The organism is Dyadobacter jiangsuensis (assembly GCF_003014695.1).
Classification (GTDB): Bacteria; Bacteroidota; Bacteroidia; order Cytophagales; family Spirosomataceae; genus Dyadobacter; species Dyadobacter jiangsuensis.
The window spans coordinates 302815-315100 of the sequence record NZ_PYAS01000005.1 but is presented as its reverse complement, the minus strand read 5'-3'; the positions used below and the strand labels follow the sequence as shown (position 1 = coordinate 315100).

The window sequence follows — 12286 nt, the reverse complement described above, 5'->3', positions numbered from 1 at the left end:
TTGCGATCGTCTCGGAACACGGTCGCGCGGCATTGCGGCCTCACTTTTTATGTCTTTCTTTGGCGTTCTACTACTCCCTATCATTTATGTACAGTAAGTTTACCGTTTTTACCTTTCTGCTTTTATCTTTTCATTTCTCCAAAGCTCAGAAGTCATTTGAACCAGGTTATCTGGTAACATCTCCCAGCGATACAACCAGAGGATATATCGATTACAAGAGCTGGTCACGCAATCCGGAAACCATCCATTTCAAGGCATCATCTGACGAGAAAGTCGAAACTTACGGGCTAAGCGATATAGAGGGCTTTGGTGTGCACGGAGAAAACTATGTTAAAGCGCACGTAGAGGTAAACATCAGCGCGACTGAAATTGACAAACTATCTTCCTCGCCGGTACCGGAAGTTATAAAAACAGTTGCCTTTTTACTGGTGGTGAACAATAGCCCGAAAGCCCTCTTTTACTTAAAGGATAAGGATGGTAAAGTTCACCTCTATATCAGGGATAAGGACGGGCCTTACCAGCTGCTGATCAACCACCGCTATCTTGCTAACAATGGGCAGGCGGTCAACGTCACCTACTACCGCGAGCAGTTGAAGAATTTCTTTGCTGATTGCCCTGGCCTTATTGCCGACCAGAGGATGTTACCCTATTCTCAGCAATCGATAGGCAAAGTATTCGACCGGTTTTACGAAAAATGTTCTTCCCAAAAAGCGCCTGTTACTTCGTATAAGCCTACCGGCTCATCAATCCAGGTAGGTGTAGTCGCAGGCATGTCCAGTTCGAAGTTAAGTTTTGAAGGATCTGTGGAGCCGGAGCTGGTGAATGGAGATTTTCCCTTATCCAATAAGGTTTCAGGCGGGGTATTCCTGAATTTCGTATTCCCGCGGTTGAAGCAACGGGCTTCGTTGTATAATGAGCTTGCATTTACCTCATACAAATCGAGCATTACGAGTCAGACTACTTATTCAGATAATAGTTATAGCAAGGTTGGGACAACATTCGGTTTTGGGTATATCAAGCTCATTAATATGATCAGATACCAAATTCCGGTGGGCGATGTTAAGTTGTTTCTCAATGGAGGGATAACAAATGGCCGGGCCATTTCAGTGACTAACGAAAGAACGACTGAGGACAGGTTTCAGACCTCGGCCCCCACCATGACCAGAAAAGTGGCGATGGACGGTGCCCGAAAATATGAATTCGGATTGATCTTTGGTTTGGGAGTTACTTATAAGAAGTTCGGCTTTGAACTCCGTCATGAAGCCTCAGACGGCATGTCCCTTTATGACAAGTTGAAATCCAACGTCAAGCGTAATTATTTCCTGCTATCCTATCGTCTGTTGGAAAAATAGGTACTATGCCTAATGTCGGCTCGCCCTCGGTTGGCAACGTCGCATAACCCAACGGAACCGACAACCCATCATGAGAGGCGAGTGTAAATGCAGATGCCCCCGCAGGTAGTGTTAGCGATACGGCAAAATCGTATTCCACGGGGATAAACCAGCCGAGGAGCCAGTTTACCAAGGTGTCGAAGTTCTTGTTGTGAAGGTATTGGTCCAGCGCGGCAGGGTCAGGGACTTCTATACCGACGCTGATCTGCGGCAGATAAGTATCCAGCTCGCCGCCCAGTGCCGTATCGGCACCAAGCAGCGTGTCGCCCATGCTCGCTTCGGATTCAAAGGAATATTTCAAGCCGAAAATGGTCTGTATTTCCACTGGTAACCGCAATGCAACCGTCATGATTTCCGCGGCTTTGTCGAGGTTGCCGCGATTTTCGGAGACGAGCGGCAGGAGTGGAAGTAACTGGACAAACACGCATTCGTCCAAAGAAGGCGGTGCCTGCCAGAATGTTTTCAGCTCTTCCAGCAGCCCTGACTCCGGGCCAAGTTCCCAGGCGCGTTGTTCCAGGCAGGCCAGGCTTACCCGGTTTAGGAAGAATTCCTGCTCTAACGGCAGGAAAAACAGCCGGGATTGCTGTTCCTTTTCCCTTTGCAGGCGAATTTCATCGACCTTCTTTTTAGTTGAATTCAAATTGGCCGACGACGGCAAATGGAAAAGCTGCTCGGGCAGATGGTCGTAAATGCCGCTTCGGTTCGAATCGATCACCTGGCCTTTGAAATTGCCTATTTCCAGCTCACGCGTGTTTTCGATATCGCGGTGGCTGCGCCGTTTGAAATCCCCCAGCGGGCGAAAAAGGATTTGCCGGACGGGAATGTCGTTTTCGAGCCAGGAACTGGCGATGAATTCGGCTTTAAGGTCGGGGCGGGGTTCCATGTTTGGTGCGGAAGTCGTTGTCAGGGATAGTTAAGTATGGTCAGGTGTTGTCAGGTGTTGTCAGGTGTTGTCAGGTGTAGTCAGGTGTTGTCAGGGATGTCAATTATAGTCAGGGATAGTCAGGTATAGCCGGGGATAGTCAAGTGTGGTCAGGGGTTGCCGGATAGTGTGATTACCTGGATCGGGTACATGCCGGTGGAAAGGCGGCTTACTTTCAGCTGCAGTAATTCGCATTCGCGTGCCCAATCGTCGCTCCCGCGGGCGGATGAGGCGGGCGTGAGGCCGATCTGCAGACAGCGCACGAAGCCCTGACCGGGCATTTTGCCGGGCATGAAATGGGGCTTCACTTGCACTTTCCGTAGCCGGTCGCCCAGCTCGGCGGTGCAGAATGCGCGCATATCCTCCAAGGTGACGAGCCTGTTTCTGGTGACGATGTTTTTTCGGAGCTGGTTCACATAATCACCTTCATCCGGCCTGGATTTTCCCCCGGAGGAGCGTGTGAGCATGGTAATGTCTGTGCCGCTCACACCCGAAGCCGCGTACGATTGCAACCGTGTACCCGCCGGAATACCATTGGCTTGCTCGGCCAGCGTGCTCCAATAGGAAATGAATAACACATCCGGATTTTTATCGCCACGAATGACCAGAAATGGCTGAGCGGTAGTTTCACTGGCTTTTTTGGCTCCCAACTTCTGCTCGATCCGCGCCATGTTCTGCGCGATTTCACGAAGGATGGAGGCCAGAAAATCCTCGCCGATCGCATTGAATGCAGTCACTTCATCGCGCAGCAGTTCGAGGAGCTGGTATAACACTGCCCTTGCATCGCGCTTATCGAAACGGCCGATGCCTTGCCTGCGCAGTGTGTAGATACGCGCTGCACCCCCTGGCGAGACGCCCAATTGTGATGCACCGCCATTAGACGGTGTTTCTTCGTCGGTATAGAGGCTTTTTTCGGAGGCCGTATAAGCCTGATTCTTTTGGTTAACCACACTTTGAATACCCATAAAAGCGTCGCCGCTGGGTAGTGCAATGCCATTCAGGCCGGTTTGCAGGCGGTAGGTGATTTTGTTGAGCTGCTTGTTCTGCACGGGAAATGCGTTCAGCGAAACATTCATTTGTTCAAATCCTGCCGCCGGAAATATGGCCGGCCAGGTGATTCGGATCCATGTTAAGGGCCTTTTCAGTGTTTGCAAGGTCCGGGTATCGAACATGCCTTCAAATGCGTCGGGATAGGGCTCGGTTTTCAGTTTACCCTTCTCCCAGGAATCGCTGCTGTGGATGCGGACGAAGCTGTTGTGATAGATCAGAATGGAATCGTCTACGGCATTGTCCTGTAAACCATGCAGGATGGGAAGCATCTTAGTGTTCCATTGCCAGTTCGTCGCTTGAAGGAACTCGCGGTATTGATATTCTGCGGGGTCGCCAGCCCAATCGAAATAGAACCGGAAGCCCTCCCAGGAAGTAATGCCCGGCTCTATTTCCAGCCCGATCCAAATACTCTGTTCGCCGCCCGGCTGGGGTAATGTTTTGGCAGTCAATGTTTTTGCGCCTTTTTCTATGACGAATAGCCCTTGTGGTGTCGCAAATTGCACGATGCTCGCATTCACGAGCGGGTAGCGATCGGCCGGAGCAAAATGGACTTCGGTGGATTCGCCCTTGCGTACATTGGTACGCTTGCCCGTGAGCTGATTTTCCGGTTCGATCCAGCCGGTGGGTTCCTGCGGGCGCGCCTGCACGATGGCCGTGGCGGGTTGGGGTGCATTATGGGTTTCGGGAGAAAGGATTTCGGCTAGGCGCGTCATCAGCCGGAGCTCCGTATGCTCGATTTCCTGTCCTACCTTTTCAAATTCCACCGCACATGCCTCCACCAGCAGCCGCACGAGCGGATCAAAATGGTCGGCCTGGGCGTCGTCGATGCCCCAGAGCTCGGCACAGCGCCTGATCAGCCGGCGGGAGATGTTCTCCTTGGTATAACTTATCGTTTCGGGCATATTATTCGATGGATAAAGGGGATATGAAAATGCGCTCGAAGAATACGAATGGTTCGTTGGTTCGCCGTATGGTAGCCTTGATTTCAATGCCCACGCGTTTGCGGATATAGTTGTTGGTTTTGCTTAAAACCTCAAATTCTTCCATTTCGACCCTGATTTTCACATTGGTAAGCCTGGTCTCGTAGGTGCTCACTGCTTCTTCGAGCGATTCGCGGATGAGGTCTTTCCATTTGATCTGGGACAAAACAGAGAAGTCATGTTCCCAAAGCGCACAGCCGTAACGGCTGTCGAAACGGTTTTCGTCGAAGTGGGTTACCATTAGCAGATATAAATGCTGGTGGATGGCCTCACGGTCAGGGCATTTCGGATGCGGCAGGCCGGCCACGATGCGGTCGAGCGCGAGCGGCAAAGAATAGTTTTGATCTTCCATCCGGCGTTTAATAAATTGTGGTTGTATTAATGAAAGTCTGGCTTATTTTTGTTTGTTCACCAACTTCCCACGCCTCCGATGAACCTTCCGTTTGTTAAAACTGTCACGCAACGTCTCCAACTATTGTATGCAGTCGTTCTGATAGCCGTGCTGACATTGGTAGGAGCACTGGGCTTTTGGGTGGTCGACTACCGCGACGCCTATCCGATGGCAGTAGGCTGCTTTCTCGTGTTCGGGATTCTGCACATTTACCTCCTTTCACAATGGTTTGGGAGTCTCTTTGAAAGCCGTTCGGCTCGTGCAATCGGTTTTACATTGCTGATCACATTGGTTACCGCATTAGCCATCATTTTTGTTTACCATAAAATAGCCCAGGAGCTTTTCAAAGGCATTGGTATGGCTACCGCGCTGGTGGGCTTTGTTTTCCCGGTTTTTGTAGCCAGGGTTTACCAGAGCTACCTCGAAATACCGGCCAGAGAATACAAAAAATGGTATTATCCCGTGGGCCAGCCATTGCCGGATATGGACCTCCTCGATCTTTCCCGGGTGCTGGTGATCCAGTTTGAGTTTACCAAAAAGGCCGATGAAGCCGCATTTACGAACTTTCGTGCCAAGGCGCCGCATTCGATGCTCTTTGGCGAGCTGTTTTTTATCTTCTTGAACGACTACAACGACCGCAATCCCGGCAGCCCGGTGGAATACCTCGCGCCCGATGGTACCCCTTACGGTTGGCTTTTCTACAAAAAACAGCCCTGGTACAAGCGCCGCGTTTACATGGATCCGGACCTTACATTTCAGGCCAACCACATTGTCGATAATGAAACGATCGTGGCGGTGCGTGGATAGGGCATTGTCATGTTGAACGGTACAGTCAGCCTGAGCGTAGTCGAAGGCTGGTACCGTACCGCACTTCGACTTCGCTCAGCGTGACAGTCGCTTACCAGCGGTTGGTGTGCGGGGTACCGAACAGCTTGATTTCGCGTGCCGACAGCGTTATGCTGGTAGTCATCGGCATCGAGCCGGTTTCTACGAAGCTCTCCGCATATTGCACGCAGTACACATCGGTGAGTTCGAGCTCCTTTTGGGTCTGCTCTTCGTCCACATTCTTGAAAGTGATCTTGGCGGACGACTTTTTTCCGTCCGGGTCTACCATCCACTCCCAGAGGCTCTTACTGTCGTCGGCGCTGGAAGAGTCAACTTGTATAAAGACATTTCCGCCATACACTTTGGAAGAAACACGTCCTTTATCGTCGGTGGATTGAGACAGGGAATAGCTGCATGAGATCACGGCGATGCCGTCGCCCGACGGGCCGCCATCCCAGGTGAAATAAGCGTCAAAACTTGAAGCTGGCATAGTTGTAAGTGTTTAAAAGTGAATGAATTGATTATGGATATATTGACTTAGTTGAGCATGATCGGATTGCCTTGTACGACCGTGGCGGCACTGGATTTCAGTTCGGCCATAGCGTCCGCTTCGAGGCTGAGCTGTGCTCCTTTGACTTTCGCCGTTGCGGTACCTTCGGCTTCGAACTCGGTGCCGGCCTTGATTTTGGTGTCGGTACCGCTTTCTATTTTGATGTTCCGGTCGGCCTTTATCGCGATTTCGCCGGCATGCAAATCGAATTTTCCGCCCGCGCTGACGGTAATGTCCGTGGTGGCCTCGATCTTGATTTCCTTCGACTTGACTTCGACTAACCCGTTTTCGACGTGGAGCCGGATCTGGCCGTCGTCTTTGAATGCGAATTCCAGAAATGTATCCGTCTTGTTTCGGTTGCTGATCTGGATTTTGGCATCACCTTCCTTATCGATGAATATCATCATGTTGCCCGAGCGGGTGGCGATTACCTTCACATCGTTGTTTTCGGGCGAATAGTCAATGTCCTCCTCCGGTTTCGGGTACAAGCAGGTCATTACGAAGGGGTTTTCGGCAAGATTACCCTCATATCCCACCATGACCATCGCCCCGACCTCGGGAACGAAGTTGATACCGCGGCCCTCGGAATTGTGGAGGGTACCCACCCGCATCCAGTACGATTCCTGGTCCTGCTGGCGGCCTTGTCCCCAGAAAAACTTCACGCGCACGCGTCCGAGGCTTTCGCTATCGTTGTTCTCAATCACTTCCGCCTGCTCGGTTTCGCCCAGAGGGTTGCGCACGTACGGGTTGTTGGGCGGATGCTGTGCCGATTCGGGCACCGCATTGAATGTGTTTTGATAGCTACCGGCCGTATTGACCTCGTGACGGATATGTACCACGCGGTATTTGCCGAAATTTTCTTCATACGCCTCACCGCGCTCGTTGAGCCGCTGCCCTTTGACGGCCAGCACGGTACCCACGCTCATGGTAGGTGTTTCCCCCGAACCTTTGAAATCGACCATCGAAGTAACTCTGGCCGAGCGCTCCATTTGGGTCAGCTCGTCGATTTCACCCTGGTTTCCGATGATTTCAGGCGCCGGGAGCAGGGATGATTGGGCAAAAAGGCTGTCGGATTGTTCCAATGCGAATTCGCTCAGCGCCGTGAGGCCATCCACGTTTTGCGATGACGATTGCCCCGTGAATGTTTCGGGGACTGTGTAATTATATCCTTCAAAGGAAAATACAGTCGGTTGCAGCCGGATCGCCACGTCGAAATTCTGTAACCCATCGACCAGGAAATCGACTTCTTCAGAGTCGTTGTTACCCAGCACGAGTTCGCGGCCATTGTAATAAAACCACTCGCAGCAACGGTCGGCCACGCGGCAGAGGAACTTGTAATTGCTTTCATTGTATTGTGTAAAAGGGACCCGCCGGCCGCCATTTTCGGGATTAAGCTGCTTCCGGAGCAGATTTTGCGGGTAGGGTTGCAGTACATTGTTGAAAAGATCCTGAACGGAGGACCGCAGAAAAGAACGCCGCTGTACGGAGTCTTCCAGGACGATCGTCGGGCTGTAACCTTTCAGTACAAATGCGCTGCTCATATCGCTCAGGCTGCGGAGGCGGATCTCGGTCACAATGCCTTGAAATACGAAGTCGAAGGAGTCGGAACCGAGGCGCGGGCTGAACGAGAAGGTGATTTTCTTGCCCATGACCGCGCGGTGCGAGCGGTTGAAAAAATGCTCTCCCTCATCTTCCAGCTGATCGAAGGGAACCAGCAGCTCAAACCAGTGGTGTGCGAACAAATCCTGCTCGATCACCAGCCCGAGGTGCCGGGTAATCTCGACGCCACCTTCGATTTCAATGCTCGTGTTAACCTGTCGTGCCATTTAACTACTTATTTCAACCTGACCGATTTTGACTTTCTGCGGTAGGATTACCAGTTCATAAACCAATGCGAGACTGCTGTCGCGCAGGAAATAATCCTTGCCCCGGTGCTGCGGCAAATAGCCTTTGGTATCCGGCACGTGCGCCAGCTTGTTTCCGCGGATCGTCGACTGCTTCGCCCGGAACGACTCCCGGAAACCGACGCAATAGGCTTCTTCAAACTCCATTTTGCGCAGAATCTGTGAATCGTTGTCGTATTTGAACTCCACCTGCCCGCTGAGCTGCCGGTCGTTTTTGAATGCCCAGTCGTAGAGTAATGCGAAATCGTCGTTCTTCGTAGGCGAGATCGTCATCCGTATCAGCCGCACCTTGGGCGAGTCCGTCGGGCTCCCGCGCTCGTCGGCATTGCGGTTGCACCCGTAGGCGATCTTCTTGACCGTAAACTCCTTCCCATCCAGGGTAAGGTGCGCCTCTACTCCGATACTGGCATCCTGCTCGGCCATGGCTAAAAGTTTTCGAGTTTCGCTTCGTTGATTTCCACGTTACCGGCCGTCACCGTAATGCAGGTGATGAAATTCTGCAACCGGTTGGAAAGCGCTTTGTCGAGGTCATCGGTGCCGTCGTCAAACATTTCTACAAACTCAATGCAAACGGCCTCTTTGAAATTCAGCGTTTTGAATGAGCCGTTTTCGCCGAACTGCTCCACCGTGAGGTCATATTTCTGCGAGGGCTTATTGGCCCATTCCAGCAGAAAATCGTCGAGGACCATTTCCAGCTCCATATACAAATGCGCCCACTGGATCGGCGAGGTAATAGACATCGCGTCGTCCACCGTCTGGTGCAACTCAAATTGCATGAACATGACGCTGTATTCATGTTCCCCGTCGATTTTTAGCGTGCTGCTGTATGGCATCGGTCATTCGACATTATTACTGCTGCGCATACTCCGCCGCCCAGGCAGCAGCGTCCAGGTCATCTCCTTTTTGCCCGGTCAGGGCTATCATGAAGTTTTTCGCAGGAAAATAGGGCACCATATGAATGTCGAGGTAAACCTTGTCCTTTTGGTCCTTATCCTGCTCGAAACGCATCACGCTGAACTTCTCGATGAGTTTGCCGGGGCCGGTGACGCTGTCGAGGAACTTGATGATCTGCTTTTTCAGGTCGTTTTTCGTGTTGTAATCGAAGTTTTCGAACGCCCGGCGGTTCAGGAAGTCGATCAGCACTTTGGTGATGTAGTCGAAAACGCGGACTACCGAATAGGTCTGCAAACCGACGTTGTCGCCGTTGAACAGCGTTTTGGCCGAGAATGCCATCACTTTGCTGTATTCGTTCACCATCGGGATCAGCCCCATTTTTTCCAGATCGGCGATTTCCGACTTTTTAAGCGGGAACCGTACGCCGTCCACTTCGCTGAGCGTACCATGTTTTTTACCCGCAGCCACCTGCGACATCAGGGTTTTATACACATTACCGGCCAATGCGGTCGATGGCGGGATGTAGAGGTCGTCCTCTTCGCCCAGGTCGTCATGCTTCGCACGGCCTACCAGCCAGTTGCAGGTCATCATCACGTTCGACAAATGCGCCGCGCCGCCAGTCAGGTTGGCCGACTCGAACAGCTCCATCACATCCTCGGGGGCATCCAGGTGCATGAAGTCGGTCAGGAGCATTACCTTGTTCTTATGCGCCATTTTCGCCCATTTATCCACTACTTTGCCCGAACCCAGGTAACCCGGTACATTCAGGATCGAGTAGTTTTCGCGTAAATCGAGGCGGTCGTATTTCGACGCGAGTTCCTCGCCCACGGCATCGATGAATGTGGTCACATCGAGATCCTGCAACTGATCGGCAGCTGCATTCATGAATGTCACGTTTTTGACCTTATCCTGTTCCGTGTTCTTGAAGAACATCGCCACCGATCGGTACGATTGTTCCAGCGGGCGAATCTGCTCCACAGCCTTGCCGAGGTTTTCTTTCAATAGTTCAAATGCGGAATCCGCCTGTTTCTGACCGGTTTCGATCATATCCGGCACGCTTTCCGCGCTGCTCAGCAGCTCCGACCACAATTCCAGGCGTTTTTTCAGTTGCTGGCGCTCCTTCTTCTTGTCGGCTTCGGTGAGGAATATCTTTTTCCGGGCCTTTTTCTCGGGGTTAATATTCGCGGCGCCTTCGATGATCGTTTCCACGAGGTCGAAGCTGCCATATTTGGCGAGAAGCGGCAGGCCGGTTTCCAGCGGAACGGCTACGCGTTCACGGAGTGCCGGCGCGGCTTCTTGGGTTGTTTTTGTATCGTCTGCCATGTTAATGATTGAATGATTGAATGACTGAATGAATTCTGATTGAATGGGCGCTTTTGATTCTTGAATTACCAGTGTACTCCAACCGGAGGTATTCGGTCATTCAATCATCGCTCCGGCGACCCGGTCGCTCATTCAATCATTAATTTGCGCCCCGTTACCCGGCTTCTTCCAACTCGTTAATCAGCGTCTGGAACACTCCGAGCAATGCGGCCTTCGCTTCGGGTTTTTCCAATGCGGCTTTCAGGATTTTGTTCACTTTGAGGTGCCTTACCACCTGCTGGTAGGCTTCGTTGCGTGCATCGAGGTCTTGCAGGAATGCGCTTTGGGCGATAATCCCTTTTTTGCCAAAATCCCCGAGATTCCTGAACCGCAGGTTTTCGTTGATAAAACTGCCGTCAGAAGTAATAAACTCTACTTCTGCTTCGGGCTGATAATGCGCGAAAACTTCTTCGGTGGTTTTGAGATCGTAAACCATTTCCGGCCGCGGCGTCGGTTCGCCGGTCAGTTGTGTGGCGAAAAGAGTGCGGTTTTGAGGAATATCAGCAATTCCCTCACTGGACTGGTCAATCTTGCGTTCATTACCGCCTATTCCGTAGTTGAACATAGCTGTATAGGATTAAAGTAAATACTGTTGTTGCTAACCGATTAAAACTGTGGGACAACCTGCTACGATGCTTCCGCCGTGTGCGGTGGTGTCGCCCATCCGTGCTGCCGGTTTTCCGCCGATCAAGACGGACGTGGAACCCATCACGATCGAGTCGGGTGGGCCCGTACACAGGCACATATCGCCTGCACAAGCGGCCGGCTGCCCGCCTATGAGCACAGTGGGGGTGCCTGGGGGCAGCACAGGTCCGCCTACATGGGGCACCGGAGGCGTTCCGGGAGTAACCATCGGGCATACGTGCATATCGCCGATTCTTGCTGCGGGTTGTGACATAGTTTTAAGGCTTTAGGCTGTTGGCTTTAAGCTTTCGGCGGTCAGCCGTCGGCCGTCGGCGGTCAGTCTGTTGAATGTTACAAATCTGCCAAACGCACTCACATCACTGTGAAAGCTGCTTTGCCCGCTTGAAATCGAAGAGCGAAGTGAGCGATACACCGAGGCCGACAGCCGCTGCGCCTACCGAGACGTAGATGCCGGGCTTAGCGTAGCTGGTGAGCCCTTCCGGGTTGTCGATCAGTTTCTTATACTCCTTATAGTCTTTATTCAGCATACTATAAGTCACCGCGCCGAATGCAAGCGCTGCTACGCCTGCCCCTAGCTTGATCGCGCCCCATTTCCGGGCATTGGCGGCTGCTTCTGCATTGGGTTTGTTGAGTTCTTTGAAAACACGCTCGCCCTCTTTGGCATCCTCAGGCTTTGCAACCGGCGGCTTGTCGGATGCCCGGCTGACAACCGGCTCTTTTTTGCGTTGCAATGAGTCGTAGGTAGCCGAAGGTTTAGGTGTTACCGGCACCGATTTGGCGCTTTCGGCAGAATTGAATGCGATGCGCGTCAGGAACACGATCCAGTCGTTGCCCGACTTGTCGGCCCGGAGTTCGGCTACCCTTGCAATAGGCGTGTAAGGTGTATTGTCCTTGTTGCTTTTACCTTTGAACTGCTGGGTGTAAAACACCTTCACAAACGGGTATTTATCAACCTTGACGTCGGAAACGACCAGGCTGGTGAATTCGATGGTATTGGTTTCCGACTTGGTATAAAACAGGTCAAAATTGCTGAGATACTTCTCGATCGGCGTGTCGAGGCCCGGTGCACCGGATTTGTGCTTCGGATCCACATCATCTTCCACAATCACACCGTCGTTGATGAAAATCTGGTCGTTGCTGGGCATGTAGCTGTTCATCATCAGGTAACGGCGCTCGTAGTTGCTGAGGTCCTCATTGGCAATCGCGTTGAGGAGGTCATTGAGACCTTTCACCCTCTCGCGTGCCAGTACGCGTATCTCGTCCGCGTCCCTGCGTGTGAGCGCCTGCGCATCCGCCTGCAAGGCCGCACCTGCGATGCCCAGTGTCAGGAAGGCCACCCGCCATTTAATACTATTCATTCCCGTTTTCATAT

Annotated in this window: 13 protein-coding genes; 2 read left to right on the top strand and 11 right to left on the bottom strand. The window is 52.1% G+C overall.

Annotated features, from left to right (window positions below; genetic code table 11):
* Positions 1 to 86 precede the first annotated feature (86 nt).
* Complete coding sequence (locus CLV60_RS12505) at positions 87 to 1352, top strand: porin family protein (protein WP_106595712.1); 1266 nt, start codon at positions 87 to 89, stop codon at positions 1350 to 1352.
* Here CLV60_RS12505 and CLV60_RS12500 read toward each other — a convergent pair.
* The 3 genes from CLV60_RS12500 to CLV60_RS12490 form a co-directional block, all read right to left on the bottom strand.
* Positions 1306 to 2274, bottom strand: coding sequence for a hypothetical protein (locus CLV60_RS12500; RefSeq protein WP_229210940.1), 969 nt, complete (start codon positions 2272 to 2274; stop codon positions 1306 to 1308). The genes CLV60_RS12505 and CLV60_RS12500 overlap by 47 nt on opposite strands.
* 149 nt (positions 2275 to 2423) lie before the next feature.
* Complete coding sequence (locus CLV60_RS12495; RefSeq protein ID WP_106595711.1) at positions 2424 to 4265, bottom strand: type VI secretion system baseplate subunit TssF; 1842 nt, start codon at positions 4263 to 4265, stop codon at positions 2424 to 2426.
* 1 nt (position 4266) lies between these two features.
* On the bottom strand, positions 4267 to 4695 hold the full coding sequence (locus tag CLV60_RS12490) for a GPW/gp25 family protein (RefSeq protein ID WP_106595710.1): 429 nt from the start codon (positions 4693 to 4695) through the stop codon (positions 4267 to 4269).
* Positions 4696 to 4773: 78 nt separating this feature from the next.
* Here CLV60_RS12490 and CLV60_RS12485 point away from each other — a divergent pair, with 78 nt between their 5' ends.
* Positions 4774 to 5541, top strand: coding sequence for a TssN family type VI secretion system protein (locus tag CLV60_RS12485; protein WP_106595709.1), 768 nt, complete (start codon positions 4774 to 4776; stop codon positions 5539 to 5541).
* A gap of 91 nt (positions 5542 to 5632) precedes the next feature.
* Here the strand turns inward: CLV60_RS12485 and tssD (CLV60_RS12480) are convergent, their stop codons facing one another.
* The 8 genes from tssD (CLV60_RS12480) to CLV60_RS12445 form a co-directional block, all read right to left on the bottom strand.
* Positions 5633 to 6049, bottom strand: a complete 417-nt coding sequence (gene tssD, locus CLV60_RS12480) for a type VI secretion system tube protein TssD (RefSeq protein WP_106595708.1) — start codon at positions 6047 to 6049, stop codon at positions 5633 to 5635.
* Between the two features lie 47 nt (positions 6050 to 6096).
* Positions 6097 to 7935 carry a type VI secretion system Vgr family protein gene (locus CLV60_RS12475; RefSeq protein ID WP_106595707.1) on the bottom strand — a complete coding sequence of 613 codons (1839 nt, stop codon included), beginning with the start codon at positions 7933 to 7935 and terminating at the stop codon, positions 6097 to 6099.
* The gene (tssD, locus tag CLV60_RS12470; RefSeq protein ID WP_106595706.1) at positions 7936 to 8436 is read right to left on the bottom strand and encodes a type VI secretion system tube protein TssD; all 501 of its coding nucleotides are present in this window, start codon (positions 8434 to 8436) and stop codon (positions 7936 to 7938) included.
* Between the two features lie 2 nt (positions 8437 to 8438).
* A complete protein-coding gene (tssD, locus tag CLV60_RS12465; RefSeq protein ID WP_106595705.1) occupies positions 8439 to 8846 on the bottom strand; it encodes a type VI secretion system tube protein TssD in 408 nt (135 codons plus the stop codon).
* A 16-nt stretch (positions 8847 to 8862) separates the two neighbouring features.
* Positions 8863 to 10230, bottom strand: coding sequence for a DUF5458 family protein (locus CLV60_RS12460; RefSeq protein WP_106595704.1), 1368 nt, complete (start codon positions 10228 to 10230; stop codon positions 8863 to 8865).
* A gap of 154 nt (positions 10231 to 10384) precedes the next feature.
* The gene (locus CLV60_RS12455; RefSeq protein ID WP_106595703.1) at positions 10385 to 10834 is read right to left on the bottom strand and encodes a hypothetical protein; all 450 of its coding nucleotides are present in this window, start codon (positions 10832 to 10834) and stop codon (positions 10385 to 10387) included.
* 33 nt (positions 10835 to 10867) lie between these two features.
* Positions 10868 to 11167 carry a PAAR domain-containing contractile injection system baseplate protein gene (locus tag CLV60_RS12450; RefSeq protein ID WP_106595702.1) on the bottom strand — a complete coding sequence of 100 codons (300 nt, stop codon included), beginning with the start codon at positions 11165 to 11167 and terminating at the stop codon, positions 10868 to 10870.
* A 103-nt stretch (positions 11168 to 11270) separates the two neighbouring features.
* The gene (locus CLV60_RS12445; protein ID WP_229210939.1) at positions 11271 to 12272 is read right to left on the bottom strand and encodes a hypothetical protein; all 1002 of its coding nucleotides are present in this window, start codon (positions 12270 to 12272) and stop codon (positions 11271 to 11273) included.
* Between the last annotated feature and the right edge of the window lie 14 nt (positions 12273 to 12286).